Source organism: Deinococcus wulumuqiensis R12 (assembly GCF_011067105.1).
Classification (GTDB): domain Bacteria; phylum Deinococcota; class Deinococci; order Deinococcales; family Deinococcaceae; genus Deinococcus; species Deinococcus wulumuqiensis.
In genome coordinates this window covers 2577501-2602817 of sequence record NZ_CP049357.1, presented here as the reverse complement: position 1 = coordinate 2602817, position 25317 = coordinate 2577501, and the positions used below count along the sequence as shown (strand labels likewise).

General features: G+C 67.4%; 28 protein-coding genes (1 of these 28 cut by a window edge). 12 read left to right on the top strand and 16 right to left on the bottom strand.

All coding sequences use genetic code 11. The features are described 5' to 3' along the window. The first annotated feature begins 101 nt into the window (after nt 1–101). Genes def through G6R31_RS12595 form a run of 3 tightly spaced genes read left to right on the top strand, consistent with a single transcriptional unit; the run spans nt 102 to nt 2413 of the window. Nucleotides 102–797: a peptide deformylase gene (gene def / locus G6R31_RS12605; RefSeq protein WP_017870273.1), complete on the top strand. Its 696-nt coding sequence runs from the start codon at nt 102–104 to the stop codon at nt 795–797. Then, a complete protein-coding gene (gene fmt / locus G6R31_RS12600) occupies nt 794–1777 on the top strand; it encodes a methionyl-tRNA formyltransferase (RefSeq protein ID WP_017870272.1) in 984 nt (327 codons plus the stop codon). The genes def and fmt overlap by 4 nt, the downstream gene beginning before the upstream one ends. A gap of 3 nt (nt 1778–1780) precedes the next feature. Beyond that, nucleotides 1781–2413, top strand: coding sequence for a hypothetical protein (locus G6R31_RS12595; RefSeq protein WP_017870271.1), 633 nt, complete (start codon nt 1781–1783; stop codon nt 2411–2413). 151 nt (nt 2414–2564) lie between these two features. Here the strand turns inward: G6R31_RS12595 and G6R31_RS12590 are convergent, their stop codons facing one another. The 4 genes from G6R31_RS12590 to G6R31_RS12575 form a co-directional block, all read right to left on the bottom strand. Next, nucleotides 2565–3356, bottom strand: coding sequence for a monofunctional DNA glycosylase (locus G6R31_RS12590; RefSeq protein ID WP_017870270.1), 792 nt, complete (start codon nt 3354–3356; stop codon nt 2565–2567). Continuing rightward, nucleotides 3353–3637 carry a hypothetical protein gene (locus G6R31_RS16900; RefSeq protein ID WP_225984271.1) on the bottom strand — a complete coding sequence of 95 codons (285 nt, stop codon included), beginning with the start codon at nt 3635–3637 and terminating at the stop codon, nt 3353–3355. The genes G6R31_RS12590 and G6R31_RS16900 overlap by 4 nt, the downstream gene beginning before the upstream one ends. A 166-nt stretch (nt 3638–3803) precedes the next feature. Then, complete coding sequence (locus tag G6R31_RS12580; protein WP_017870268.1) at nt 3804–4418, bottom strand: DinB family protein; 615 nt, start codon at nt 4416–4418, stop codon at nt 3804–3806. 288 nt (nt 4419–4706) lie between these two features. Continuing rightward, nucleotides 4707–5720, bottom strand: a complete 1014-nt coding sequence (locus G6R31_RS12575) for a tRNA dihydrouridine synthase (protein ID WP_225983144.1) — start codon at nt 5718–5720, stop codon at nt 4707–4709. A gap of 238 nt (nt 5721–5958) precedes the next feature. Between G6R31_RS12575 and G6R31_RS12570 the strand changes: the two genes are divergently transcribed. Continuing rightward, a complete protein-coding gene (locus G6R31_RS12570) occupies nt 5959–6474 on the top strand; it encodes a GNAT family N-acetyltransferase (protein WP_017870266.1) in 516 nt (171 codons plus the stop codon). Between the two features lie 31 nt (nt 6475–6505). After that, nucleotides 6506–7255 carry an acetylglutamate kinase gene (gene argB / locus G6R31_RS12565; protein WP_017870265.1) on the top strand — a complete coding sequence of 250 codons (750 nt, stop codon included), beginning with the start codon at nt 6506–6508 and terminating at the stop codon, nt 7253–7255. A gap of 7 nt (nt 7256–7262) precedes the next feature. Here argB and G6R31_RS12560 read toward each other — a convergent pair whose 3' ends face one another. Both G6R31_RS12560 and G6R31_RS12555 read right to left on the bottom strand, forming a co-directional pair. Continuing rightward, nucleotides 7263–7823 (bottom strand): GNAT family N-acetyltransferase, encoded by a 561-nt coding sequence (locus G6R31_RS12560; RefSeq protein WP_017870264.1) that lies wholly within the window; start codon nt 7821–7823, stop codon nt 7263–7265. A gap of 108 nt (nt 7824–7931) precedes the next feature. Then, on the bottom strand, nt 7932–9728 hold the full coding sequence (locus G6R31_RS12555) for an HRDC domain-containing protein (RefSeq protein ID WP_017870263.1): 1797 nt from the start codon (nt 9726–9728) through the stop codon (nt 7932–7934). A gap of 121 nt (nt 9729–9849) precedes the next feature. On the opposite strand from G6R31_RS12555, the gene G6R31_RS12550 reads away from it, so the two are divergent. Next, nucleotides 9850–10812 carry a hypothetical protein gene (locus G6R31_RS12550; protein ID WP_017870262.1) on the top strand — a complete coding sequence of 321 codons (963 nt, stop codon included), beginning with the start codon at nt 9850–9852 and terminating at the stop codon, nt 10810–10812. A 75-nt stretch (nt 10813–10887) separates the two neighbouring features. Here G6R31_RS12550 and G6R31_RS12545 read toward each other — a convergent pair whose 3' ends face one another. After that, complete coding sequence (locus G6R31_RS12545) at nt 10888–11712, bottom strand: isoprenyl transferase (RefSeq protein ID WP_017870261.1); 825 nt, start codon at nt 11710–11712, stop codon at nt 10888–10890. A gap of 124 nt (nt 11713–11836) precedes the next feature. Between G6R31_RS12545 and G6R31_RS12540 the strand changes: the two genes are divergently transcribed. Further along, complete coding sequence (locus tag G6R31_RS12540; protein WP_017870260.1) at nt 11837–12673, top strand: MerR family transcriptional regulator; 837 nt, start codon at nt 11837–11839, stop codon at nt 12671–12673. Nucleotides 12674–12744: 71 nt separating this feature from the next. Here the strand turns inward: G6R31_RS12540 and G6R31_RS12535 are convergent, their stop codons facing one another. The 4 genes from G6R31_RS12535 to G6R31_RS12520 all read right to left on the bottom strand — a co-directional run bounded on the left by G6R31_RS12535 (nt 12745) and on the right by G6R31_RS12520 (nt 14572). Continuing rightward, nucleotides 12745–13065, bottom strand: coding sequence for a metal-sensitive transcriptional regulator (locus G6R31_RS12535; protein ID WP_017870259.1), 321 nt, complete (start codon nt 13063–13065; stop codon nt 12745–12747). Then, nucleotides 13062–13592 carry a hypothetical protein gene (locus G6R31_RS12530; protein WP_017870258.1) on the bottom strand — a complete coding sequence of 177 codons (531 nt, stop codon included), beginning with the start codon at nt 13590–13592 and terminating at the stop codon, nt 13062–13064. Before G6R31_RS12530 ends, G6R31_RS12535 begins: the two co-directional genes overlap by 4 nt. 213 nt (nt 13593–13805) lie before the next feature. After that, nucleotides 13806–14369: a DUF305 domain-containing protein gene (locus G6R31_RS12525; RefSeq protein WP_017870257.1), complete on the bottom strand. Its 564-nt coding sequence runs from the start codon at nt 14367–14369 to the stop codon at nt 13806–13808. Then, nucleotides 14366–14572: a CopZ family metallochaperone gene (locus tag G6R31_RS12520; RefSeq protein WP_017870256.1), complete on the bottom strand. Its 207-nt coding sequence runs from the start codon at nt 14570–14572 to the stop codon at nt 14366–14368. Before G6R31_RS12520 ends, G6R31_RS12525 begins: the two co-directional genes overlap by 4 nt. A gap of 143 nt (nt 14573–14715) precedes the next feature. Between G6R31_RS12520 and G6R31_RS12515 the strand changes: the two genes are divergently transcribed. Beyond that, complete coding sequence (locus tag G6R31_RS12515) at nt 14716–17202, top strand: heavy metal translocating P-type ATPase (RefSeq protein ID WP_017870255.1); 2487 nt, start codon at nt 14716–14718, stop codon at nt 17200–17202. 232 nt (nt 17203–17434) lie between these two features. Here G6R31_RS12515 and G6R31_RS12510 read toward each other — a convergent pair whose 3' ends face one another. The 5 genes from G6R31_RS12510 to G6R31_RS12490 form a co-directional block, all read right to left on the bottom strand. Continuing rightward, nucleotides 17435–17818, bottom strand: coding sequence for a hypothetical protein (locus G6R31_RS12510; RefSeq protein ID WP_081608238.1), 384 nt, complete (start codon nt 17816–17818; stop codon nt 17435–17437). A gap of 221 nt (nt 17819–18039) precedes the next feature. After that, on the bottom strand, nt 18040–18309 hold the full coding sequence (locus tag G6R31_RS12505) for a hypothetical protein (protein WP_017870253.1): 270 nt from the start codon (nt 18307–18309) through the stop codon (nt 18040–18042). Nucleotides 18310–18312: 3 nt separating this feature from the next. Next, a complete protein-coding gene (locus tag G6R31_RS12500; RefSeq protein WP_017870252.1) occupies nt 18313–18813 on the bottom strand; it encodes a flavin reductase family protein in 501 nt (166 codons plus the stop codon). A 10-nt stretch (nt 18814–18823) separates the two neighbouring features. Then, nucleotides 18824–19156: a CxxCxxCC domain-containing protein gene (locus G6R31_RS12495; protein WP_017870251.1), complete on the bottom strand. Its 333-nt coding sequence runs from the start codon at nt 19154–19156 to the stop codon at nt 18824–18826. 65 nt (nt 19157–19221) lie between these two features. Next, the gene (locus G6R31_RS12490; RefSeq protein WP_017870250.1) at nt 19222–20319 is read right to left on the bottom strand and encodes a pyridoxal phosphate-dependent aminotransferase; all 1098 of its coding nucleotides are present in this window, start codon (nt 20317–20319) and stop codon (nt 19222–19224) included. Between the two features lie 216 nt (nt 20320–20535). Here G6R31_RS12490 and rny point away from each other — a divergent pair, with 216 nt between their 5' ends. The 4 genes from rny to G6R31_RS12470 form a co-directional block, all read left to right on the top strand. After that, a complete protein-coding gene (rny, locus tag G6R31_RS12485) occupies nt 20536–22317 on the top strand; it encodes a ribonuclease Y (protein ID WP_017870249.1) in 1782 nt (593 codons plus the stop codon). A gap of 334 nt (nt 22318–22651) precedes the next feature. Then, nucleotides 22652–23590, top strand: a complete 939-nt coding sequence (locus tag G6R31_RS12480; RefSeq protein WP_017870248.1) for a magnesium transporter CorA family protein — start codon at nt 22652–22654, stop codon at nt 23588–23590. Nucleotides 23591–23662: 72 nt separating this feature from the next. Continuing rightward, on the top strand, nt 23663–24139 hold the full coding sequence (locus G6R31_RS12475) for an FKBP-type peptidyl-prolyl cis-trans isomerase (protein ID WP_017870247.1): 477 nt from the start codon (nt 23663–23665) through the stop codon (nt 24137–24139). Nucleotides 24140–24318: 179 nt separating this feature from the next. Next, nucleotides 24319–25317, top strand: the 5' portion of a protein-coding gene (locus G6R31_RS12470; protein WP_017870246.1) for an aminotransferase class V-fold PLP-dependent enzyme. 171 nt of this gene lie beyond the right edge of the window; 999 of the gene's 1170 nt are visible here — the first part of the coding sequence; it begins with the start codon at nt 24319–24321; its stop codon lies beyond the right edge, outside the window.

The window sequence follows — 25317 nt, the reverse complement described above, 5'->3', positions numbered from 1 at the left end:
GGGGCGGGGACAAAACAACGAGCAGGACGAAGAATGGAGTGCTGCGGTGTGGTGTTTCGCGCCTCATGTCGTTTGGAGAACTGCTCTAAACTGCCCGCATTGTGACCGCGCCCGACTTCCCCGCTGCCCCCGCACCGCTGTCTTTCGGCGGCACGCCCCGTATCTACCCCATGCGGCTGTACGGCGACCCGGTTCTGCGCCGCAAGGCGAGGCCCCTTTCTCCCGGCGACACCCTGCAGGTGCCCGGCTTCGCTCCCCAGACGGTGCGCGAGGTGGCCGACACCATGCTCGAAACCATGTTCGAGGAACGCGGGGTGGGCCTCGCCGCGCCGCAGATCGGGCTGCCGGTGCGGCTGTTCGTGGCGGTGGAGTACGCCGACGACGAGGAAGAAAACGAGGGCCAGGACAAGCCGCTGCGCTCGCGGGTGCTGCGCGAGTACGTGATGCTCAATCCCGTCGTCAAGGCGCTCGACAAGAAAAAGGACAGGTCCTACCAGGAAGGCTGCCTGAGCATCCCCGGCATCTACGAGGACGGCGTGCCCCGCATGAGGCGGGTGTCGGTGTCGTACACAGACTTGGGCGGCCAGCCGCGCACCCTGGAAGCCGAGGACTATCTCGCCCGCGTGTTTCAGCATGAGGCGGACCACCTCGACGGCAAGCTGTTTCTCGACCACCTGCCCGCCGTGGTGACCGAGGACCACCGCCGCGAGCTGCTCAAGATTCAGCAGGCGTCCAAGAACTTCCTGTCGCATCTGGCCCACTGGAACAGCACGGCGCACCTGCGGGAGAATCTTTGAGCCGCCCGCCGAAGGTCGCCTTTTTCGGCTCGCCCGCCTTCGCGCTGCCGGTACTGGAAGCGATTCGCGCCGAGTTCGAGGTGGTGCTGGTGGTCGCGCAGCCCGACAAGCCGGTGGGCCGGGGCCTGAAGCTCACGCCGCCCCCGGTGGCCGCCCGCGCCGCTGAGCTGGGCCTGCCACTCGCGCAGCCGAACAAACTGCGCAACAACGCCGACTTCGCCGCGCGGCTGCGCGAGTCGGGCGCCGATGTCGCTGTCACCTGCGCCTACGGCAAGATTTTGCCCGCCAGCCTGCTGGACCTGCCGCGTTTCGGTTTTCTGAACACGCACACCAGCCTGCTGCCGCGCTACCGGGGCGCCGCGCCGATTCAGTGGGCGCTGATTCGCGGGGAAACCGTGACCGGCACGACCATCATGCAGACCGACGAGGGGATGGATACCGGGCCGGTGCTGCTTCAGGAGGAGTTGCCCATCGCGCCCGGGTGGACCAGCCTGGAGCTTTCGGACGCGCTGAGCGCTCAGGCCGCTGCCCTCATCGTGCGGGCGCTGCGTGACTTGGAAGGACTGCGGCCCCGGCCCCAGGACGAGACGCAGGCCACCCACGCCCCCATGCTGGTCAAGGAAGACGGCTTCGTGCGCTGGACCGACTCCGCCGCGCAGGTGGTCAACCGCTTCCGGGGCGTGGCCGCGTGGCCGCAGACCACCGCCTTTTTCGGCGGCAAACGCCTGAAGCTCGCGGGCCTGACCCAGGCCGACCTCACTCAGGCCGACTCTGCCCTGGCCGGCGCCCCCGGCGAGGTGCTGCGGGTGAACGAGGACGGCCTGACCGTCGCGTGCGGCGAAGGAGCCGTGCAGATCCGGACCGCGCAGCCCGAGGCCAAAAAGCCCCAGCCCGCGCAGGTGTGGGCGCAGGGGCAGGGGGTGACGCCCGGGGCGAGGTTCGACCTCTGGGAACCCGGCGGGGACGGGCCGCGTACCTGAGACGTGCCTCCCCTTCAGTTTCCCCTGACGCTGGAATTCAAGTTCAGCCTGTTCACCGAGTTGCAGGTCCACGACGCGGCGGGCCAGATGCTCGCCTACGTGCGCGAAAAGACCTTCAGCGTGCGCGACGAGGTCAAGGTCTACACCGACCCGTCGCGCCAGCGCCAGACGCACGGCATGAAGGCCGAGGGCTTTATGGCCGGGGCGCTGGACTGGCGGGCCAAACGGGTCATCCGCCGCAGCGACGGCACGGTGCTCGGGGCGCTCCAGGCGCAGGGGATGCGCACCCTGTGGGCCGCCGGGTACGAACTGCTGGGGCCGGGCGGCGAGGTGAGGCTGACCATCCGCGACGACCAGCCCTGGATGAGCTTCGTGGAAGGGGCCGTCGGCGCCGTGCCGTTCATCGGCGACTTCGTGGCGATGGGCTTCGACTACCTCATCAACCCCACGTACACGGTGAGCGACGCGGGCGGCTCGCCCGTCTACCGCGTCCACAAGAAGCGCAGTTTCTTCTCGCGCCGCTTCACGGTGCAGGAACTGCGCCCCCGCCCGGCAGACTCCCACGCGACAGATGACGACGAACTCGTGCTGCTCGGCCTGATTCAGCTCGTGCTGCGCGAGCGCGAACGGGGCTGATACGGATTCCGCTTCATTCCTGCACAGTCGGGCCTATACAGTTGGGAAGGCGCCGCCTGTGCATCCATATCGCAGAATCCGTATTTTTTCCTACTCGCATCCGCTCTGCTGAGCAGCTTTGCAAGTCGGATTGAATCTGAAACCACCAGATTCAATCGGAATCCGTATGAGTGCCGACGGACTCCTTTTTGGCCGGTTTCTCGCTGAAACTCGGCACCCGGTCGCCGTACTGGGCGTAGGCGTCGCAGCGTTCGCGCAGGAGGCACTGGCCGCACTTGGGCCGGGTCCAGGTGCAGACCTTTCGCCCGTGGGCCAGGAAATTGATGTGCAGTTCGTACAGGTAAGGCGGGTCGGGCGGCAGCAGCGCGAGAAGTGCCCGGTGCGCCGCCTGCTCGCCCATGCGCGGAATGACGCCGACGCGGGTGCTGACGCGGTGAACATGCGTATCGACCGGAAACACCGGGCGGGCGTAGTTGAACAGCAGGACCAGTGAGGCGGTCTTGACCCCCACACCCGGCAGGTCGGTGAGCCACTTCAGGGCCTCGCCCACCGGCAACTCGCGCAGAAAATCCAGGTCGTAGCCCCCCGGCGCGTCCCGGATGCGCCGCAGCGTGTCCTGAATGCGCGGGGCCTTGCTCTCGGGGTAGTTGCTGCGGCGAATGGCGTGGGCGACGGTCTCGGTGGGCACGGCGATGATGTCGTCCCAGTCCCCCAGCGTCCGCAGTTCCTGGTAGGCGGCTTCCTCGTCGTCGTGGGTGGTGCGCTGCGAGAGGATGGTCGAAATCAGCTCGTGCATGGCCCCGCGCCGGGGGGTCAGGTCGCGTGCGCCGTAGGCCTCGTGAAACAGGTCTTTGACCCAGGCCAGCAGAGCCGCCCGCTCCTGGGCAGGGCGGGCGGCGTTGAGGGGCGGGTCAGCCGCCGAAAGGTCACCGAACAGGGTCACGAGGAGGCGCGGTCTCCGTCCTCGGCTTCTTCACGGCCTCCCTCGGCGGGCTGGTCCTTGTCGGCGGGGTCCACACCGGGATTCTGGCCCCGGTCCTGGGCCGGAATGCTGCGGCTCTGGCCCTCGGCGGGGGACTGGTCGGCGGGGTCGTAACCGGTCTTCTGCTGGTCGCTCATGGCCCCATGCTGCGCCCGGCCCCGGCTGGGCAGACAAGGAGAAGCTAAACGCGGCTTGGGGGAAACGTGACCGGGGAACTGCAACTGGGGGATGGAGCAGGTCATACGGATTCCGATTGAATCTGGTCGTTTCAGATTCAATCCGACTTGCAAAGCTGCGCAGCAGAGCGGATGCGAGTAGGAAAAAATACGGATTCCGCGATATGGATGCACAGGCGGCGCCTTCCCAACTGTATAGGCCCGACTGTGCAGGAATGAAGCGGAATCCGTATCAGGCGACTTCTTCACCCTCACGGCCAGCAGCGCCCCCCTCGCATCTCCCGCTCTCCTCCGCGAGGTCGTGCTCCTCTGCGAGGTCTTTGCCGCCGAGCGGCGCGGCGGGGCGGGCAAAGCGCAGGTAATCCAGCCAGGGCGGCGTGTGCCCGAGCTGCCGGACCATCATGGCGATCTGGGCAGTGTGGCGCACCTCATGGGTCATGACGTGCCAGAGCAGTTGGTCGAGCGTGACCGTGGCACTCGCCGGGTCGTCCTGCACCAGCTTGACCGGGCGCTCCAGCTCAGGGGCGCTGTCCAGAAAGCGCTCGGTCTTGTGCGTGACCTCCTGGCTGTACGACAGAATCCAGTTCAGGTCGTGCTGCTGGGCCTGCGGGCGCACCCAGTTGTACGGGCGTTCGTGTGGCGGCCTGACCCCGTCGTCGCGGGCAATGACGTGAATCCAGTGGTTTTCCACATCGGTGATGTGGAGCAGCAGGTCCTTGATGTTGTGAAAACGCTCGCCGCTGCCGATCAGGTCACGGTCCAGGTCTTCCTGTGGCAAGGCGCGTACAAACTGCCACAACTGTTCGCGGGCGGCGGCAAGGTAGTGGTAGTACTCGCGGACATTCATGGCTGTCGCTGAGAATACTCCCCCTCAACTGACCGCGAATTCATCTTCCCCTCGGGCAGCATTAGGGATTGAGGCACCTGTCTACGCTGCGCCGAGCCCTGCCGCTCCAGTGGGACTCTCATACGGATTCCGCTTAATTCCTGCACAGTCGGGCCTATACAGTTGGGAAGGCGCCGCCTGTGCATCCATATCGCGGAATCCGTATTTTTTCCTACTCGCATCCGCTCTGCTGCGCAGCTTTGCAAGTCGGATTGAATCTGAAACGACCAGATTCAATCGGAATCCGTATCAGACAGGCGCGACAGCGTCCAGCAGAGGTGCCAGGGCCGCCCGCACGTCGTCCAGCGTCTCCACCTGATGCAGCGCCGGGTGCAGGTCGGGCTGGTCGGGCAGGTACTTGGGCAGCACCTTGCGCAGCGGGCGCATACTCGCCACGTGCAGCCGTGAAGGGTCGCGGCGGTGCGGCGTGGTGTAAAAGGCGTGCTGCAACTCGGCGTGCCGCAGGGCGGTGCGGGCGCGTTCCTCTGCCGGGGGCAGCGTGTCCTCGCCGCTGGCCATCGCCCGAAACATCCAGGGGTTGCCCACCGCGCCGCGCCCGATCATCACGGCGGCCACCCCGGTTTGCCGCGTTCGCTCGCGGGCCTGCTGCGGGCTGAGCACGTCGCCGCTGCCGATGACCGGAATCCTGACCGCCTGCGCCACCCGCCCGATGGCGTCCCAGTCGGCGTGCCCGGTATAGCGCTGCGCACTCGTGCGCCCGTGAACGGTCACAATGGCCGCGCCCGCCGCTTCCAGACCCTGCGCGATTTCCACGCTGCGGTTCTCGTCCCAGCCGAGGCGGATTTTGGCGCTCACGTCGAGGCCCGTCGCCCCTCGCATGGCCCGCACGAGTGCGTAGGCGACTTCGGGGGTCTGAAGCAGGCAGGCCCCGCCCTTACCGCGCACCTTGGGCACCGGGCAGCCGAGGTTGAGGTCGATGGCGGCGGGCGCAAACCACGCCTCCGCCTTGCCCACCGCGTCGGCCAGCACGTCGGGGTCGGCGCCGAACAGTTGCACCGCCCGGCCCTGTTCGCCGGGGTAGGGCCGGCCCAGACTGAGCGACTCCTGCTCGCTGCCCAGCACCAGACCCCGGGCGCTGATCATTTCGCTCACCGTCCACAGCGCCCCCTGCTCGGCGGCAAGCTGGCGCATCGGCGCGTCGCTGTACCCGGCCATCGGTGCCAGAACCGCGCCGGGACGGCTCAGGCGCCCGGCATAAAAACCCGTGGCAGGAACGGCGGGAGCGGCATCCGGAACAGTCATAACGTCCAAGTGTAGCGCCCCGGCGTTCTGCGGCGGGTGAAGAGAAACTGAACAGGCGGCGGCCACGTTCCGGGGGCAATCCCTGGAATGATTGCGGTATATTCGGATTGTTCGGCAGGGATTTAGTTATTTACGAACCCGCTTCGGCTGGGTCTCTGCGGCTGAGCCGGACCTTCTTCTTTTCGACCTGACCCGGTTCATACGTCTTTTCTGTTTTTCTGCTTCCGGAGGACCGCCCTTGAAGCGCAGTCTGAGTTTTACACCCGCTTTGCCTCACCACGCCCCGATTCTGCATCAGCTGTACCAGGACACGCCCGGCTATTTCGCGCTGCTCGGGGGCGAGGTCCCCACACTGGGGGAAGTTCAGCGTGACCTGCTCACCGTGGCCGAGGACCCGCACCGCCAGCTCGAACTGATTCACGAGCCGGGCGGCGAACTCGTCGGCAGCGTGGACTACAAGACCGAGTACCCCGACCCGGGCGACCTGACCATCAACCTGCTGCTGATTCGGGAGGCCTGCCAGAGCCAGGGCTGGGGCGCCGAGGCCGCACGGCAACTGGAGGAGCGGCACGCGCGGCGCAACCGCCGGATTCTGGCGAGCGTGCTGGGCGACAACGTGCGCGGCGCCCGCTTCTGGCAGGGCCTGGGCTACCGCTTTGCGCTCGATGCCCGCCCGGCGATGACGTGGTACGCCAAGGACCTCGGCTCCTCACCCGCCACGCGGCGCCCGCTGCTGTCCTCGCCCGCGCGGTGAGGGCAGGCCGCCCAGCGCCTACACTCGGCGCATGATCGTCAAATACGGCGGCAACGCGATGAAAAGCCTGGACCTTCGCCGCGCGGTGGCCCGTGAACTCGCGGCCCTGCGCGGCGAAACTCCGGTGGTGGTCGTCCACGGCGGCGGGCCGGTCATCGAGCGAGAACTCGCGGCGCGGGGCCTGGAAAGTGAATTTGTCGGCGGGCTGCGCGTGACCACCCCGCAGGCGATGGACGTGGTGGAAATGGCGCTGGGTCAGCTGGGCAAGCAGCTTGCGCAGGACCTCGGCGCGGCGGTGGGGCTGACGGGCCGTGACTGCGCCCTGCTGCGGGCCGAGGTGCTCGACCCCCGACTCGGGCGGGTGGGGCGCGTAACTGGGGTGAACGCCGGGCTGCTGCGCACCCTGCTCGGCGCGGGCCTGACCCCGGTGGTCGGCTGCGTGGCGGTGGGCGAGGACGGCGAGGCGCTCAACGTCAACGCCGACACCGCCGCCGGAGCGGTGGCCGGGGCGCTGGGCGAGGGCGTCGTGTTTCTGACCGACGTGGACGGCGTGTACCGCGCCTATCCCGACCCCGGAAGCCGGGCGACGCAACTCACCCGCGCCGAGGTCGAGGAGGGCATTGCGGCGGGCTGGATCGCGGGCGGCATGATTCCGAAGGTCCGGGCGGCGCTCGACGCGCTGGACCGGGGCGCACCCTTCGCCACCATCGCCAGCGGCATGACGGCGGGCGTGCTCGCGCAGGCGGCGCGGGGCGAGGCGGGGACACGCATCGTGCCCTGAAGGGGCGTCACTGCACCCGGCTGAACACCAGCGTGTCGCGCAGCTGCCCAGGGTCGTCGGCGGCCACGTCGTCGTTTCTGAGCAGCGCGTCCTGCACGTAGCCCAGGGCGCGGGGAATGCGGGCGCTGCGCTCGTTGCGGGCGTCACAGCGTATTTCCAGGCGGCGAAAGCCCAGCGTGTTCAGGCCGTAGTCGGTTAGAAAGGCCGCGACCTCCTGCGCGTAGCCCTGCCCGGTGTGCGGCGTGGCGATCCAGTACCCGATTTCGGCTTTAGGCACCCGCCAGTCCAGCGCGTGAAAGCCGCTGCTGCCGATCAGCTCACGGCCATCGGCACTCCACACCAGCAGGCGCAGATTCTCGCCCTTCGCGTAGGCCGCCTGCGCACGGGTCAGGTTCTCGGTGGCCTGTTGGGGGGTCTGCACCTCCTGCGCCCACACCATCCAGCGACGCAGCTCGGCGTGCGACTCGGCAATCGCCCGCACCTGCGCGGCGGCATCTTCCGGGCGGGGAGAGCGCAGCAGCAGACGCGGGGTACGGAATTCGGTGGGCAGATCGGCAGGCGCGGTCATGGGGCATTGTGACCCGGCGCGGCAAGGAGAGACATCAGCCGAGTGGCGCAGCCAAAACAGAGGCAAGGGACCCAACACTTGGCCCCTCGCCCCTTACGGCCAAGAGCCTCAGCCGCGCACGACGTCCAGAATCTTCTCGCCGTATTTCTGAAGCCGCGCCGGTCCCATGCCGCGCACGGCGGCGAGGTCGTCGAGGGTGTAGGGCACGCGGCGGGCGATCTCGGCGAGGGCCGCGTTGCTCGCCACGATGAAGCGGCTGATTTCCTGCCGCTTGGCCTCGGCGTTGCGCCACTCGCGCAGCCGGGCATAGATGGCGGCCTGCTCCTCGGTGAGGTCGGCGGCGGGGCCTTCCGCTCCGTCCGCGCTCGGGGGCGTGCTCGGCAGGTCGGGAGCCAGCGGCTCGGGGGCGACAGGAGAAGCGGCCCCTTCCTCTGCATCGCCTTCTTGCAGGGTCTTTCCCTCTCCGGCTTCGTCGGCGGAGGGCACCCCGGTCATGGCAGGCGCGGCAGCTTCGTGGCCGTCAACACTGCTGTCATCACTGCTGGCTTCATTGCTGGCGGAGGACAGGTCGGCGGCGTCCTCGCTGGGCGGCGAGAGGGGGGCCGTGTCCGCCAGCGGCGGCACCACCGCAAGGGACGGGGCGTCGGGGCCGTTATTGACGGTGTGGGTCAGCGGCACGGTCTGGGGGGCCTGCTCGCTGAAGACGATTTCGGGTTCCCAGGGCAGCTCCTCGGCGGGGGCAGGCCGCGGGGCCTCGAAGGTAAAGCGCTCCAGCTCCGGCGTGCGGGCCACCTCGTCGCGGCGCTCCCGGCCAAACACCGGGCGGTCCGGCCCTGGCACCGGGCGGAAGCGCTCACGGCGCCCACCCCGCTGACGGTCCTCCTGGGGTCGGTCTTCACGGAAACGGCTCTCACGCGGGCGGTCCTCACGCATCCGGTCCCGGCCCTCACGGGGGCGCTCGGTGCGGGAGAAGCGCGGCTCGGGGTGCGCCTCACTGCGCTGTCCCCCGGCAGCCTCGCGTTCGCGCGGGTCCTGACGCCCGGCTTCGGGCTGCTCGTGCTGAGGCCGGTCATGCGAGGGCCGGTCGTACACAGACCGCTCGCGCTGCGCGACATCGCGTGAGGGCTGGTCGCGCAGCAGCGTCAGCACCTGGTCGGTGTCTTCCAGACCGGGCGTGAGCAGCAGGCCGTCGGGCACATGGCGGGCGGCGGCCAGGAGACCACCGGGCAGACTGGCGGTGTCGGCTGCCGCGTCGGGGGCAAGCAGCAGCGCGGTGGGTCCGGCCTGCCGCACCGAGGCCCCCAGACGCTCGGACAGGTGGGTGACGGTGCGGGCAAAGCGGGCAAGTCGCAACGGCAACGTCGCCACGTCGCGCAGGGCCAGCGCCACCGCGAGGTCGCTGGGCGGCGGCGCGGCGGGAGCAGGCGCCTCACCGGAGCCGAACAGGGCCGCGAGGGGCGCGTCGGTGTGCCCGGTCAGGGTCACGCCGTTGCGGTAGACCACGTAGTCGGCGCCCTGCCGGGGCCAGCCGCTGCCGGGGGCCAGCGTGGCGTCCACGATGACCCGCACCCCGGCGCGGCGGGCGCGGTCGAAGGCGGCACGGTCAGGTTCCAGCAGCCACACCGCCCGCGCTCCGGCGAGGTCGCCGTGCAGGTCGGCCACCGCCAGCCCCGCTTCGGCCAGCGCCGAGCGGCTCACGTCCAGGCGCCCGTCCACCCGCAGCGTGCCGGGACCGAGCAGCGCGGCGAGTTGCCGGGCCAGCGCCGCCTCGCCCGCGAGCAGCAGGCCCCAGTCGGTGTCTTCCAGGGCGGCCAGCGCCGCGCCCAGGCGGTCATGCGGGTCGCCCCGTTCGGCGTGGAGCTGAACCAGGCGGGCATCGGGCCGCAGGGATGGCAGGTCGGTCATGCCGCCTATTGTGCCGCAGCCCCGCCTACAGAACGCTGACGAAAACTAGGGAGTTGAAGGCACCTGTGGGGGACTGCAAGGGGCCGGGAACCCTTTTCCCCCAACCCCCGTAACTGACGGTATGAAAAGACTGGTCCTGTCGGCCCTTCTCCTTTCGTCCTCTTTCGCCGTCGCGGGCGGTGCCGCACAGCCGGTCACGGCGAGCACGCTGCGCCTGAGCGCCCCAGTCGGCACCGCTGTCAACCACCAGACCACCACCAAGACCCGCGTGCAGCTGGGCGACGTGACCGTGACCGCCCGCCCCGGCGCCGAGGTGGACCAGGAAACGCTGGACCTGACCCGCGACGCCATCCAGCAGGGCTTCAGCCAGAACATGCAGAACATGACGCAGACCGTCACCGGCCAGACAACCTACCGCGTGACTGGCCGTGACGCGGCGGGCAACGTCACCCTGTCCACCCGCGTGACCCAGAGCAGCGGCGCGGCGGGCGACATCACCATCAACCTGACCGAGCGCGTCGCCCCGGGCGGCCAGCGGCAGGTCACGGGGGTCAAGGTGGACAGCGCCGACCCGCAGGTGCGCGAAATCCTCAGCAAGTTCACCCCCGAGCAGCTCAACGCCCTGAACGGTCAGCAGGGCGGCTCGGCCAACCTCTACGGCATGCCGCTGGTGCAGGGCAAGAGCCGCACGGTCACCAACAGCGCGGACGTGCAGGGCTTTCTCGGCGGGCTTCTGGGCAGCCTGCCCGGCGCCGCCAGCGTGGACCTGAAAAGTTCGCCGCTCAAGGTCACGGAAACCACCACCTACACGGGCCTGAACGCCCAGGGCCTGCACGCCTTCGCCAGCAGTTTCAGTGCCCAGCCCTGGAAGCTGGATTTCACCCTTCCCGGTGACGCGGGCAACATGAACATCACCCTGAGCCGGATGAGCGGCAAGGCCACGATGCTCTACCGCCGCGACGGCCTGCTCGCCAACCAGAGCACCACCACCGACATGCAGATGCGCCTGAGCATGACGATGGAGGACCAGGTGATCGACATCACCATGAACATGCAGCAGGAAATGACCCTCAAGCAGAAGTAAGGGTGAGGGGAGAGGGTGGAGAGTGAAGGGTTAAAACCCTCTGCTCTCCACCCTCTCCCCTTCCCCCTCCCCCCTTTACTTCCCGAACCGCCTGTCGCGGCCCTGAAAATCGCGCAGCGCCCGCAGGAAATCCACCCGCCGGAAGCCCGGCCAGTACACGTCGCAGAAGTAGAACTCGGAATAGACGCTTTGCCAGAGCATGAAGCCCGAGAGCCGGATTTCGCCGCTGGTGCGGATGATGAAGTCGGGGTCGGGCTGGTCGGCGGCGTAAAGGTGCGCCCCGATGTCGTCGGGGGTGATGGCCTGGGCGACTTCGGTCAGGGACTTGCCGGCTGCGGCTTGCCCGCGCAGGTAGCTCTGCACGGCGTCGGTGATTTCCTCGCGCCCGCCGTAGCCCACGGCGATGTTCAGGCGCATGCCGTCGTAGTGGGCGGTGCTTTCTTCGAGGTTGTTCAGCGCGGCGAGCACGTTGGGGGGAAAGTTGTCGTGCTGCCCGATGGCGCGAACCCGCACCCGGTTGCCGTGAATGCGCGGGTCCACCGACAGTTGCCGGGCCTCGCGCTCCAGCAGGCCGAGGATGTGGGCGAGTTCTTCGGGGTCACGCCCGCCGTTGTCGGTGCTCAGCACCCAGATGGTCGCGGACGGAATGCCCAGTTCCAGGCACCACTGCAACACCTCGTGTGCTTTGTCCGCGCCGAAAGAGTGGCCCATTTCGCGCTGCAACCCGGCGGCCTTGGCGAAGCGGCGGTTGCCGTCCAGAATCAGGCCCAGGTGCCGGGGCAATTTGCCGTGTTCCCCCACCTCACGGGCGAGCCTCTGCTCGTAGCCCCACAGCAAAGCCCCCCGGGTCGCCGTGCGGACGTGCTGGGCGGTGCGGAGGGCGGATTTCAGGGACGCCATAACGTCAGCGAGTGTAGCGCGGGGTCGGGGGCGGGGCGTCGGGCAAAAGGTGGAGAGCAGCCCCCCTTGACCCGTCCCCTGGGGCAGCCCTCAGGCTGGGGGCACCTCCGGAGGAACCCCGCCCATGACTGACCCCGCCCCCCCTGCTCACCTCACCATCAGCGCTTTTGCCAGTGCTTCACGCCTGAGTGTGAAGGCCCTGCGCCTGTACGACGAGCTTGAGTTGCTGCCACCTGCGCGAATAGATGAGCAAAGCGGCTACCGCCTCTATTCACCCGCGCAGTTGCCGGACGCCCGCCTGATTGCTCGCCTGCGCGGTCTGGGGCTGCCTCTGGCCGACATCCGCCGCGTGCTGGAGGCACCCGCCGCCGACAGGCCAGAGCTTTTGCGCTCGCTCTGGGCGCAGCAAAGGGCCGAACATGCCCGCCGCGAAGAGCTTGCCCGTTTCATCCTCTGCCAGCTTCAAGGAGAAACCACCATGCCGAACCATGCTGCTCAAACCCGTTCCGTCCCCGCTCAGCAGGTTGCCACACTCACCCGCCGCGTCAGCGTGGCCGAACTTCCCGCCGCCATCGGCGCCGGCCTGCGCGAGCTTCATAAGCAGCTTGCCGCGCAGGGAGCTGCCCCCACCGCCGCTCCTTTCGTCATCTACCACGGCGAGGTCAATGCCGACAGCGACGGCCCGATTGAACTTTGCCAGCCGTACGCGGGAGCGTTGCAGCCCACGGGCGAACTCACCCTGCGCGAAGAACCGGCGCACCACGAGGCGTTCGTCACACTGACTCAAGCCGAGTTTCAGTTCCCCTCCATCCTGAGCGCCTACGACGACGCCGAGAGTTCTGCCCGGGCGCACGGCGAAAGCGGCCCGCTGCACTGCCGCGAGGTCTACCCAGACGACTGGGACCGCCTGAACGAAGATGATGTGGCAGGCGAGGTGGCCTGGCCCTACACGCCGCGCTGACCCAATCCAACACAGACAGGCCAGCCGGAATCCCCCGCGCTGGCCGTGCTTTTTCCATCACCCCTCAACCCTCAGCGGTACCTCAGCGCCTCCATCAGTTCGTCCACCATCTCCACCGTGTCGCCGCGCCCCGCTGCCGTCGCCACGTGCGCTTCCAGATGCCCGCGCAGCACCACGTCGGAAGCCCCGGTCAGGGCACCCTGCACGGCGCGAATCTGGCGCAGCACGTCCACGCAGTACACGTCTTCCTCGTCCAGCATCTTGACGATGCTTTCCAGATGCCCCCGCGCGATGCTCAGGCGGTGGCGGGCGCGTTTGCGGGCCTCTGCGGGCATACAGAGGTGGTCGGCGTCGGTGGGGCAGTGAGGGGAGCAGGGGTTTTGGTCGGTCATTTTAGGGTTCTCAATTCGTTCATTCGCGTTGCCTCGTAGGCCAGCGCCGACGCCGCTTCTCGCTGGATGACAGCGCTCCGACTTTTGTTCAGGCCCAGCCGCGCCAAAGCCACACTTTGAGCCGCCTGACTGGGATACTCGCTCAGGAAGAAGGAGTCAAAGTGGGTGAGCAGGTCTTTTTCGCTGCTATTGACAATGGCGACGACCACATCGGTATGCGTCGTCGCCGTGGGCGGTTCGAGTTGGTCACGGAGGGTCCGCAAATGTTCGCCCCGCGCCAGACGCTCCTTTTTGTCAATGGTGGCCCAGCTTTTCAGGGCGGACCTTTGCCCATGCAGGCGCTCCAGTTCGCTGAGGCCCGCCAAGATTTCCTGTTGGGACCGCATCGCGTCCAACCAGGCCAGGTCAAAGGCTTTTCCACTCAGTTCCAGCAGGGGTCGCCGCAAGTCGGAGACAGGAGCGCCGCCCCCACCCGCCTGCGCCACCGAAGAAAAGGGCGTACCAGCCAACAAAAAGGCCAATGCCATTCGTTTCATTTTGTCCCCCGAAAGAGCGAAAGGAGGCCACACACCGACCCCCTTAGACCCTCAGACTTTTAGACGCTTAGAGCATTTGACAAAAAGACGCAACGTCTTTTTGGCGAGCGGAGCGAGTGCAAAACACTGAGCAGGGCGGAGAATGGAGTGATGCGGGGCGCTGTTCCGCGCATCACGTAATTCGGAGAACTGCTCTAGACCCGCTTACTTGACCGTCTTGAGCAGCGCCCTGTAGGTATTCATCTCCACCGTCTGGGTCTTGATGATGCTCAGGGCCAGCTTCTTGACCTCGCTGCTGCCGCTGCGGGTGGCGGCGAGTTTGCTCATGTCCACCGCGCCCTGGTGGTGGGGAATCATCTCGGTCAGGAACCAGCGGTCGGTGTTGACGTTGCCGGTCATCACCATCGGCATGGTCTGGGGCACGTACACCTTGCCCGTCCACTTGCGCAGCCAGCCGGTCATCAGCGCGATTTCCTTTTTCTGCGCGGCAATCACCTTTTTGGCCTCGGCCTTCACGCGGGCGTTTTTGCCGCTGGCGAGGGCCTGGCCCGCCATGTCCAGCGCCATCTGGTGGTGGTCCATCATCAGTTGCGCGAAGCGAATGTCGAAGGCGCGGCCCTTGAGGGGCCTGAGCGCCGACATCATCTGCTTGTTCATGGCCTGCATGGAGGCCCCGGTGGTCACGCCGCCCATGCTGTGCCCGGCGTGCCCGCTCTGGGCCTGCGCCGCGCCCACCAGCAGGGCGCAGACGACCAGCACGCGCTTCACTGCCCGGCCACCTCGGCGCCGTAGCCTTCTTCCCTGACGGCGGCCAGCAGCGCCTGCGCGTCGGCGTTGCCCTCCACGGTGGCCTTGCCGCCTTCCAGCGACACCTGCACCTGCTCCACACCGGGAACTGCCTTCAGAGCACCCTCCACAGCCTTCACGCAGTGCCCGCAGCTCATGCCTGTCACGTTCAGTTCGGTTTGCATGGCTCCAGGGTAGACCCGGTGGGGGGGGATGTCAAGGAGTGCGGATGGCAGATGGCTAATGGCAGATGGCTAAAGAGGGCCTTTTGCCATCTGCCATCAGCCTTCTGCACCACAATCCCCCCACAGGGGATATACTCCTCAGCATGAAGACCATCACCCTGGACGTTTCCGGCATGACCTGCGCCGCGTGCGTGGGGCGGGTGGAGCGCGGGCTGAAGAAGGTGGAGGGCGTGCAGGACGCCAGCGTGAACCTCGCCACCGAGCGGGCCAGCGTCACGTTCGACCCCGCCGTGACCAGCGCCGCCGCCCTGGTGCAGCAGGTCGTGGACACCGGCTACGACGCGCCGACCGCCGAAATGTCCTTTCCTGTCGGGGGCATGACCTGCGCCGCCTGCGTGGGGCGGGTCGAGCGGGCGCTGGGCAAGCAGGAGGGCGTGCTGAGCGCGTCGGTCAACCTGGCGACCGAGCGGGCCAGCGTGCGCTACCTGCCCGCCAGCGTCTCGCCCGCCGAACTGAAAGCCGCCGTCGTGAGCGCTGGCTACGAGGTGCCGGAAGCGGAGGGTGAGCAGGCCACGTCCCGCCTGGACGCCGAACGCGAGCGCAAGGCCCACGAAGTGAGCGAGCTGAAAAAGGCGCTGACCTTCGCCGCCCTCTTTGCCGTGCCGCTGTTCGTCGTCAGCATGGTGCCGATGCTCTACCCGCCGCTGCACCACTGGCTGCTGGGCGCGGTGGGTGAGCGCACCCTCAACCTGCTCATGCTCGCCCTCGCCGCTCCAGTGCAGTTCGGCCCCGGCCTGCGCTTTTACCGCACGGGGTGGGCCGCCGCCCGGCACCGCAGCCCCGACATGAACACGCTGGTCATGCTGGGCACGTCCGCCGCCTTCCTCTACAGCCTCGCGGTGACGCTGTTTCCGCAGTGGTTTCCGGCGGGCAGCCGCCACGTCTATTTCGAGGCGTCGGCGGTGGTCATCACCCTGATTCTGCTCGGCAAATACTTCGAGGCCGTCGCCAAGGGCCGCAGCAGCGAGGCCATGCGCAGCCTGCTGGAGCTGCAACCCCAGACCGCGCGGGTGCAGCGCGGCACCGAGGTCGCCGAACTGCCGGTGGAGGCCGTGCGGGTGGGCGACACTGTGCTGGTGCGCTCCGGCGAGCGGCTGCCGGTGGACGGCGAGGTTCTGAGCGGCGAGAGCTACGTGGACGAGTCGATGCTGACGGGCGAAAGCGTGCCGGTTCACAAGGCCCCCGGTGCCCGGGTCACGGGCGGCACCGTCAACGGCAACGGCACTCTGACCTTCCGCGCAACCGGGGTGGGGGCAGACACGGCCCTTTCACGGATTATCCGGCTGGTGGAGGACGCGCAGAGCAGTCGCCCGCCGATTCAGGGCCTGGCCGACCGGGTGGTGGCGCAGTTCGTGCCGCTGGTGCTGGCCACCTCGCTGGTCACGTTTCTGGCGTGGCTGTACGTGGGCGGCCCCTCGGCGCTCTCGAACGCGCTGATTCACACCGTCGCCGTGCTCATCATCGCCTGCCCGTGCGCAATGGGCCTCGCCACGCCCGTCAGCATCATGGTCGGTTCGGGCCGGGCCGCGCAGCTCGGCGTGCTGTTTCGCAGCGGGGCGGCGCTGGAGGCGCTGGGCGAGGCGCAGACGGTGGCGGTGGACAAGACGGGAACGGTGACGCGGGGGGTGATGGAGGTTACAGATGTTGATGGTAGATGGATGATGGATGATGGAGAACTGCTGAGGCTCGCCGCTATAGCTGAAGGGCCTTCCGAGCACCCGCTGGCCCGGGCGATCGAGCGGGCGGCGCAGGCCAGACACCCCTCCACCGTCTCCCCTCAGCCCTCGACCTTCGAAGCCTTTCCCGGCTACGGCATTCGGGCCGAGGTGGACGGGCGACAGGTGGACATCGGGGCGGCGCGGTTCATGGCGCGGCTGAATATCCCGCTGGGTGAACTGGGCACCAAGGCCGAGGCACTGGCGGCGCAGGCCAGAACGCCCGTTTTTATCGCCGTAGACGGGCAACTCGCCGGGCTGCTGGGCGTGGCCGACCCGGTGCGCGAGGGCAGCACCCAGGCCATTCGCACGCTGGGGGCGCAGGGCGTGGACGTGGCGATGGTGACAGGCGACGCGCAGGCCACCGCGCAGGCCGTGGCGCGTGAAGCGGGCATTTCCACCGTGCTGGCCGAGGTGCTGCCCGAAGGCAAGGCGCAGGCGGTGGACGAATTGCAGGCGGGAGGCAAGCGGGTGGCCTTCGTGGGCGACGGCATCAACGACGCGCCCGCGCTGGCGAAAGCCGACGTGGGCATCGCCATCGGCACCGGCACCGACGTGGCCGTGGAAACCGCCGACGTGATTCTGATGTCCGGCGACCTGCGCGGCGTGCCCAACGCCATCGCCCTGAGCCGCGCCGTGATCGGCAACATCAAGATGAACCTGTTCTGGGCCTTCGCCTACAACGTGGTGCTGATTCCGGTGGCGGCGGGCCTGTTCTCACGCTGGGGCCTGAGCCTTTCGCCGGTACTCGCGGCGGCGGCGATGGGCCTGAGCAGCGTGTTCGTCCTGACCAACGCGCTGCGGCTGCGGGGGTTTGCGCCGCCCCTTCAAGTGGGCCATGCCGAACCTGCCTGAATAGAGCATTTGACAAAAAGACGCAACGTCTTTTTGGCGAGCGGACTGGGACAGCTCGCAGAGAGCGAGTGCAAAACACTGAGCAGGACGGACTTGCAAAGCTCTGCGGGGCAGCTCTGCGAGTCCGCAGGAGAGAATGGAGTGATGCGGGGTGCCGTTCCGCGCATCACGTAATTCGGAGAACTGCTCTAGAACGTCCTCGGACTGAACGCCGCCGGAGCGTCCGGTTTCCTCACGCCGGACAAAGGTTCAGCCACCAAGGAGCGCCGAGGCTGACTGGCTCATTTCTGGGGGTGGCGTTTTTCCACCCCGGCTGGTACGTCACCCGGTCGGTTTTCCACTCGGCCCAGCCGCGCCACTCGGGGCCGGGCCAGTATTCGGTGCGGATTCTCAAGGCGGGAAAGCGGCGGCAGCGCAGCTCCAGAGACTGACCTGTGAGGCCGACATTGCTGAAAAAGCCGCCGTACCGCTGCACTCCCCGCAGTTGGAGGCCCGCCCAGCGTGTTCCGGCAGGCCCCGGCCATTCGCGGGCAACCGTGCCGCTGTCACGCGGCCAGGACAGAGCGACCAGCAGCACAACAACCACGCCGAGCCGGAGATGAACCTGAGACCGCATCATCCCAGCTTATACGGATTCCGCTTAATTCCCGCACAGTCGGGAAAGCGCCGCCTGTGCATCCATATCGCGTAACCCGTATTTTTTCCTACTCGCATCCGCTCGGATTGAATCTGAAACTACCAGATTCAATCGGAATCCGTATTAGGAACCAGAGACGAACGAAGCGTCCTCCAAAAGAAACTCCCCGCGCCTGGGGAAGTCCCGGTTCGTTGCCAGGACTACGCGGGCGTCAGCGCCGACATCATCGCAAAGGTGATGCCCGCCGCCGCGAGCAGGGCCGCCACCACGAACCACGCGGGCGCTCGCCCCCCGTGTTCCGCGCTGGCGGCGCTCCAGCCCAGGCGCAGGTTCACCAGCGCGAACATCAGCAAAAAGGCGTCCAGCGCGTCTATCTGGCGGCCCCCGCCGAGGTCGAGGGGATAGGCCACCAGCCGGGTCAGGCCCGCCAGCGCGAAGGCAATCAGCAGGTGCAGCGCAGAGGCCGGCACCGCTCAGCCGAGTTCGTGGTACTGCCCACGAAAGTACAGCAGCGGGTCGTCGTCGGTGTAGCGGCTGTATTCCACGAAGCCCAGGTACAGCGTGTGGTCGCCCGCCGGAATGACCTGCTCCTTGCGGCACACGAGTTGCGCGATGGTGCCCCCGATCAGCGGCACGCGCTCGTGCATGAACCAGGGCACGCTTTCCTCGGGACCGGGCCGCCCGGCGAAATGGTCGCTGAGATGGCGCTGGTTGGCCCCCAGAATGTTGACGCCGAAGTGGGTCACGTCCTCCTGACCCAGCAGGCCGTGCATGTGCGCCCGCTTGTCCACGCTGACCAGAATCAGCGGCGGCGTCAGGCTGACCGACACGAACGCGCTGGCGGTCATGCCCCGGCGTTCGTCGCCGTCCTGCGCGGTGATGATGGTCACGCCGCTGGCGAAGCGGCCCAGGGTCTGCCGGAACTCGATGGGCGTGATGCCGCCGTGGGTGTCCGCGTCGGGGCTGTGGGTCATGCCGGGCAGTTTACTGCCCCCGTTCTGCCCCGGTCCCGCCCTCCGCCAGCCCGTAGATGTCCAGAAACCGCCGGATGCGGGCGTCCAGCGTCGGCAGCGGCGCCACCTCGCCGCACACCCAGTCGGGCGCGTAGCTGCGGCATACCGGCGGGCGCTCCCCGTAAATCCCGCACAGGCACGCTCCCGCCGCGTTTTCTGCTCCCAGAAACCGGCACGGTACTCCCAGCGGCTTGCCCAGCGCGTGAATGTCGGGCGCCGAGCAGCACGCCCCGCACGCCGTGCAGTCGCGGCGCAGCGCGGAGCGGGCCGGAAACTCGGGGGGCGGGTCGAACAGGTTAGGCATAAGCGTAGAAAGGAAGCGGGCGGGCAGGCACACCCGGCCCCCGCCCCACCCTACCCCCCAGGCCCTCAGCGCAGCGCGAGAATCGCCGCAATCAGGGCGTCGTTTTCATGGGGAGCGCCCACCGCAATCCGCAGGCAGCCTTCCAGCCCGCGCAGCTTGTCCTGGCGGCGGCAGACGATGCCGTGGTCGAGCAGGTGCCGGTAGGCGGCGTCGGCGTCGGGCACTTTCAGCAGAAAGAAGTTGGTGGTGCTGGGAAACACCGTGCAGGTGGGGTGGTCCTTCACGGCCTCGAAGATGCGCTGGCGCTCGGCAATCCCTTCGGCCACCCGCTCGCGCATGTACTCGGGGTGTTCGAGCGCCGTTTCGATGACCGCCTGCGTCAGAAAGTTGATGGTGAAGGCCGACACCAGCTTTTGCAGTTGCCCGGCGAGTTCGGGGTGGGCCAGCAGGTAGCCCGCCCGCACCCCCGCCAGCCCCCAGCCCTTGGAAAAGGTCCGCAGCGACAGCACATTCTTGCCCGCCCGCACCAGGTCGCGGTGGTCGGTGCCCGCGTACTGGTAGTACGCCTCGTCGATGACCGTGACCCAGCCCAGTCGGTCGGCAACTTCTACCACCCGGCGCACGTCTTCGGGGCGGTCGCTGTGGCCGGTGGGCGCGTGGGGCTGCGTCACGTAGAACACGCCCGGCGCGTGGGCGGCAAGGGCCTGCAAGGTCGCTTCCACCGGCAGCGAGAAGTCGGGGTTCAGCGGGGTGAGCACCAGTTCGGCGCCGAGCATCTGCGCTTCCAGGGTGTAGACGCTGAAGGTGGGGTCGGTGGTCAGGACCGTCTGCCCGATGCCGCCGAGTTCGGTCAGAATCTTGATCAGGACGTTGCTGCCCGGCGTGATGACCACGCCCGCCGCGTCCCAGTCCTCATGGCGGGCGATGGCCGAGCGCAGCGTGTCGGCGTGCAGGTCGGGGTAACGGTTCCAGGGGTGGGCCAGCAGCCGCTCGGCGGCCTTCTGCTTGAGTTCGGGCGGGAAATCGTAGGGGTTTTCGTTCTGGTCGAGCTTGTACGGCACGTCGATGGGCGTGAACGGATAGGCCGGAATATCCCGCACGGCCTGGCGCACACCGCTGCGTACCGGCGCGTCGGGGCCGGAAACGGGGGGAGTCTGGGTCATGCAGGAGTTGTATCACCCGCTCCCGGTCTGCCGTCCAGCCCCGTGCGGTTCAACCCCGCACGGTTCACCAGGGGCGCCATGCCGCTAGACTGCGCGGCGAACACCTTCATTCCCGAGCCACAGACGAGGTGTTCACCCCTGGAACACTCCGGGCGCGGCGCGGCCCCACAAGGCCCGCCGAGTGCCCTGAATGTCCGAAAGGAGCCAAGACAGAACATGCAGATGCTGTATGTGATGGTGGGCCTCCTGCTCGGACTGATCGGTGGGGTTCTCGTGCAGCGGGCCGTCGGCCACCGGCAGCAGGCCGAAATCGACGACCGCCTTCAGCGCGAAGCCCAGGCAGAAGCGCAGCAGATCCGTGCCGAGGCCCAGCGCCAGGCGCGGGAGATGCACGAAGCCGCCGAGCAGGACCGGCAGGACGCCACCCGCAAGATGCAGGACGCGGCCCGGCAGGTGCACGACGCCGAGCGCCGTCTTCAAGATGCCGAGCGGCGCACCCAGGAGGCCGAGCGGCGCTGGCAGGACGCCGCCGAGCGTGACGCCGTGGCCGCCGCCCACGAAGCCAGACTCGACGAGCAGCGCGAGCAGGTGCGTGCCCTGCGGGCGCAGCTGGAAGCCGAGCGCGAGCAGGCCAAAGCCGACGCCGCGCAGCAGCGCGAGGCCCTGAACGCCGACCGGCAGGAAACCCGGCGCGAACGTGAGGAACTCGGGCGCGAAATCGAGCGGCTCGGGCGACGTGCCGAGCAGCTCGACGCCCGCAGCGACAAACTCGACGCCCTCGAAGACCGCATCGGGGCCGGACTGCGCGAGTTGCAGACACAGGAGCAGGAGGTGGCCGAGCGGCTGCGTCAGGCCGACCTGCGGCTCTACGAGGTCGCGCAGCTCTCGCCCGAGGTGGCCCGCGAGCAGATCATGGGCCAGCTCGACGCCGAACTGGAGGAAGAAAAAGCCATCCGGGTCAAGGCGATGACCGAGCGGGCCAGCGCCGAAGCCCGGCGCAGCGCCCGCTCCATCATCGCGCAGGCCATTCAGCGCAGCGCCAGTGAGACCAGCGCCCAGCTCTCGGTCAGCGTGGTCCCGATTCCCAGCGACGCCATGAAAGGCCGCCTGATCGGGCGCGAGGGCCGCAACATCCGCGCCTTCGAGGCCCTGACCGGCGTGGACCTCATCATCGACGACACCCCCGAAGCCGTGATCCTGAGCAGCTTCAACCCAGTGCGGCGCGAGGTCGCCCGGCATGTGCTCGACGCACTGGTGGCCGATGGGCGCATTCACCCCACCCGCATTGAGGAAATGGTGCAAAAGGCCCAGGACGACATGAAGGTCTTTATTCACCAGCAGGGCGAGGACGCCGCCATCGAAGCGGGCGTGGTGGGCATCAAGCCGGGCCTGATTCAACTGCTGGGCCGTATGTATTTCCGCACCAGCTACGGTCAGAACGTGCTGAAACACTCGGTGCAGGTCGCGCACCTGACGGGTATCATGGCGGACGAACTGGGGCTGGACGCCGACCTCGCCCGCCGCGCCGGACTGATGCACGACGTGGGCAAGAGCATTGACCGCGAAATCGAAGGAACGCACGTCGAAATCGGCATCAACCTCGCCAAGCGCTTTGGCGAGCCGCCCGAAGTTATCGACGGCATCGCCCATCACCACGACCCCGAAAACGGCGAAACGCTGTATTCGGTGCTGGTGGCCGCCGCCGACGCCATCAGCGCGGCGCGTCCCGGTGCGCGGCGCGAGGAACTCGAATCGTATGTGCGCCGCCTGGAGCAACTGGAGCAAATCGCGGTCGCCTTTCCCGGCGTCCAACAGGCCTACGCGATTCAGGCCGGGCGCGAAGTGCGCGTCATCGTGCAGCCCGAAAAGGTCAGCGACGCCCAGGCCACCCTGCTCGCCCGCGAGATTGCCGGACGGGTCGAGCAGGACATGGAATACCCCGGTCAGGTGCAAGTGACGGTGGTGCGCGAGAGCCGCGCCGTCGAAGTCGCCCGCTGAGCAGGTCGCACTGTTCAGAGTGACTCGCAGAAGTGAATAGCAAAAAAAGGCCGCATCTTTTGACCCTCCCTCCTTGTGGGGGAGGGCGTTGCGTAGCAACGGGAGGGGGGGTAGGGGGGCGGAGCGTGTGCCCTGGCCCCTTCCCCTTTTTCCCTTTATGCCCTGCGGCTACGCTTGCGCTAGCATGTCCCGCGCTGCATGTCTGTGGCCCCGAAGAGGAGGTGAGGAAACGTGAATCAGGAACATCCGGACAGCGAACCCCCTAGTTTCACGCCGCCTTATCCCCCGGAGGAACCCCCATGCACTACCCTGACCTGAACGCGGGAGGCGGCCCATGCTGACCTATTACCGCTCTATCGGTGGCAAGCTGGCCACTGTCGAAAGCTATGTGGACGGTTGCTGGATTGACGCCGCCAACCCCACCCCCGAAGAACTCGCCCGCATCAGCCGCGAGACGGGCCTCGACCTCGATTACCTCAAATACCCCCTCGACCCCGACGAACGCTCCCGTTTCGAGCGCGACGAGGGGCAACTGCTCATCATCATGCAGACGAGCTACCGCCTGCCCGAAGACAGCGACATTCCCTACGACACCGTGCCACTCGGCATCCTGCACACCGACCACTGCATCGTGACCGTGTGCATGCTCGAAGAAAACCCGGTCATCAAGGACGTGCTCAGCGGGCTGGTGCGCCGGGTCAGCACCGTCAAGCGCAACCGCCTGACCCTGCAACTCTTCTTGCGAAACGCCCAGCGGTTCCTGATTGACGTGCGCCAAATCAACAAGCGCGTGGACACCATCGAGGACAAGCTGGAACACAGCCAGCAAAACCGCGAAATCCTGAACCTGCTCAAGCTGGAAAAGAGTCTGGTCTATTTCATGACGGGCCTCAAGGCCAACGAAGCCATGATGGAACGGGTCAAGCGCGACCGCATCTTCGAGATGTACGAGGAAGACGCCGACCTGCTCGACGACGTGCTCATCGAGAATTTGCAGGCCATCGAAATGGCGACCATCGCCAGCAACATTCTGACCAGCATGGCCGGGGCCTTCGCCAGCGTCATTTCCAACAACGTCAATCAGGTGGTCAAGGTGCTGACGGTCACGACCATTCTGGTGGCGATTCCCACGCTGGTCAGCGGCTTTTTCGGCATGAACGTGGACGGCCTGCCCTTCCATGACAACCCGTACGGTTTCTGGTTGGTGATGGCGGTGGCGATGGCGGTGGCGAGCGTGATTGCTTACCTGTTCTACCGCTGGAAAGTGTTCTGATGGCCGGGGGCTTCCGGGCAGGCTGCTAGACTCGCCCAGGCCGCAAAGAGGAACTCTGGCCCTGGAGGTCATATGAATATTGCTCAGGACAAGGTTGTGGAACTCGATTATCAGCTCACCGTGCGCGGCGAGGTCCTCGACCACAGCGACCCCGGCGAGCCGCTGACCTACCTGCACGGCCACGGCCTGATTATTCCGGGTCTGGAACGCGCCCTGGAGGGCAAACAGGTGGGTGACGACTTCGAGGTCATCGTGCCTCCTGAGGACGGTTACGGCGAGCGCAACGACGAAGCCGTCGAGGAACTGGAGCGCGCCGACTTCGACGACGACGTGGAAGAGGGCGAAACCTACTACATGCAGGCCGCCGACGGCACGCCCTACCCCTTCACGGTGCTCTCCGTCGAGGGCGACAAGGTCCGCGCCGACTTCAACCCGCCGCTGGCCGGCGAAACGCTGCACTTCAAGGTCAAGGTGCTGGCCGTGCGCGACGCCACCGCGCAGGAACTCGAACAGGGCTACGCCGACGTGGAAGGCGAAGACGAGCAGTAAGCCGGGACACCCGGAAAAAGCCCGCTGCCGAGAGAGGTGGCGGGTTTTTCCGTTGCTTCAGTGCTCCGGCACCTTTCCACGCCCAGGCTGACTGCTCTGCAAGAGCTTCAGCAGCCGGAGGCGGTCCATCGGGAGATGGCAAGTGGCCCGGCTTTTCCCCCACCCGCTATCCTCTCTCCATGCCAGCCCTGCGCCCCGATATCGACCCTGACGGCCTGCTCGAATACTCGGTGGTCTACACCGACCGGTCGCTCAACCACATGTCCGCAGCGTTTCAGGGCGTTATGCGCGACCTGTCCGCCGACCTGAAGGCGGTTTACCACGCCCATGCCGTCGCCATCATCCCGGGGTCGGGCACCTCGGCGATGGAAGCGGTGGTGGACCAGCTGGCCCAGGGGCAAAAGTGCCTGGTCATCCGCAACGGCTGGTTCAGCTACCGCTGGTCGCAAATCGTGGAGATGAGCCGCCTGCCCGAGTCGGTCACGGTCCTGAAAGCCCAGCCCCAGAAAGCCCAGCCTCAGAAAACTCAGCCCCAGGGGGAAGCCAAGACGCCGCCGTTCGCGCCCTTTCCCATCGAGGAAGCGACCGCGACCATCCGCCGCGAGCGCCCCGCGCTGGTGTTCGCGCCGCATGTGGAGACGTCGGCGGGCATCATCCTGCCCGAAGCCTACATCCAGGCGCTGGCCGAGGCCACCCACGAAGTCGGCGGGCTACTGGTCATCGACTGCATCGCTTCGGGCGCGGTGTGGCTCGACATGGAGGCGCTCGGCATCGACGTGCTGATTTCGGCCCCCCAGAAGGGCTGGAGCAGCACCCCCTGCGCTGGCCTGGTCATGCTCAGCGAGGCCGCCGCCGCCCGCGTGGAGGCCACCGACTCGGTGAGTTTTACCCTCGACCTGAAAAAGTGGCGCAGCATCATGAAAAGTTACGAGGACGGCGGTTTCGCCTACCACGCCACCATGCCCACCGATGGCCTGCGGCAGTTCCGCGACACCATGCATGAGATGAAGGCGTTCGGCCTGGAGCGGGCCAGGGAAGCGCAGTGGGCGCTCGGCGAGCGGGTGCGCGAGCAACTCGCCCAGGCGGGCTTTCCCAGCGTCGCGGCCCCCGGCTTCGAGGCGCCCGGTGTGGTGGTCAGCTATACCGACCACGCCGACCTCCAGAGCGGCAAGGCTTTC

Bases quoted from the DNA above. Each gene is read 5' to 3' on its own strand.
- G6R31_RS12555 (WP_017870263.1), bottom strand. From the start codon at position 9,728: ATGACCGACCTGCCATCCCTGCGGCCCGATGCCCGCCTGGTTCAGCTC.
- G6R31_RS12530 (WP_017870258.1), bottom strand. From the start codon at position 13,592: ATGGCATTGGCCTTTTTGTTGGCTGGTACGCCCTTTTCTTCGGTGGCG.
- G6R31_RS12540 (WP_017870260.1), top strand. From the start codon at position 11,837: ATGACTGACCCCGCCCCCCCTGCTCACCTCACCATCAGCGCTTTTGCC.
- G6R31_RS12495 (WP_017870251.1), bottom strand. From the start codon at position 19,156: ATGCCTAACCTGTTCGACCCGCCCCCCGAGTTTCCGGCCCGCTCCGCG.
- G6R31_RS12510 (WP_081608238.1), bottom strand. From the start codon at position 17,818: ATGCGGTCTCAGGTTCATCTCCGGCTCGGCGTGGTTGTTGTGCTGCTG.
- G6R31_RS12480 (WP_017870248.1), top strand. From the start codon at position 22,652: ATGCTGACCTATTACCGCTCTATCGGTGGCAAGCTGGCCACTGTCGAA.
- G6R31_RS12580 (WP_017870268.1), bottom strand. From the start codon at position 4,418: ATGAATGTCCGCGAGTACTACCACTACCTTGCCGCCGCCCGCGAACAG.
- G6R31_RS12575 (WP_225983144.1), bottom strand. From the start codon at position 5,720: ATGACTGTTCCGGATGCCGCTCCCGCCGTTCCTGCCACGGGTTTTTAT.
- G6R31_RS12560 (WP_017870264.1), bottom strand. From the start codon at position 7,823: ATGACCGCGCCTGCCGATCTGCCCACCGAATTCCGTACCCCGCGTCTG.
- argB (WP_017870265.1), top strand. From the start codon at position 6,506: ATGATCGTCAAATACGGCGGCAACGCGATGAAAAGCCTGGACCTTCGC.
- G6R31_RS12490 (WP_017870250.1), bottom strand. From the start codon at position 20,319: ATGACCCAGACTCCCCCCGTTTCCGGCCCCGACGCGCCGGTACGCAGC.
- rny (WP_017870249.1), top strand. From the start codon at position 20,536: ATGCAGATGCTGTATGTGATGGTGGGCCTCCTGCTCGGACTGATCGGT.
- G6R31_RS16900 (WP_225984271.1), bottom strand. From the start codon at position 3,637: ATGACCTGCTCCATCCCCCAGTTGCAGTTCCCCGGTCACGTTTCCCCC.
- G6R31_RS12475 (WP_017870247.1), top strand. From the start codon at position 23,663: ATGAATATTGCTCAGGACAAGGTTGTGGAACTCGATTATCAGCTCACC.
- G6R31_RS12550 (WP_017870262.1), top strand. From the start codon at position 9,850: ATGAAAAGACTGGTCCTGTCGGCCCTTCTCCTTTCGTCCTCTTTCGCC.
- G6R31_RS12545 (WP_017870261.1), bottom strand. From the start codon at position 11,712: ATGGCGTCCCTGAAATCCGCCCTCCGCACCGCCCAGCACGTCCGCACG.
- G6R31_RS12515 (WP_017870255.1), top strand. From the start codon at position 14,716: ATGAAGACCATCACCCTGGACGTTTCCGGCATGACCTGCGCCGCGTGC.
- G6R31_RS12535 (WP_017870259.1), bottom strand. From the start codon at position 13,065: ATGACCGACCAAAACCCCTGCTCCCCTCACTGCCCCACCGACGCCGAC.
- G6R31_RS12520 (WP_017870256.1), bottom strand. From the start codon at position 14,572: ATGCAAACCGAACTGAACGTGACAGGCATGAGCTGCGGGCACTGCGTG.
- G6R31_RS12500 (WP_017870252.1), bottom strand. From the start codon at position 18,813: ATGACCCACAGCCCCGACGCGGACACCCACGGCGGCATCACGCCCATC.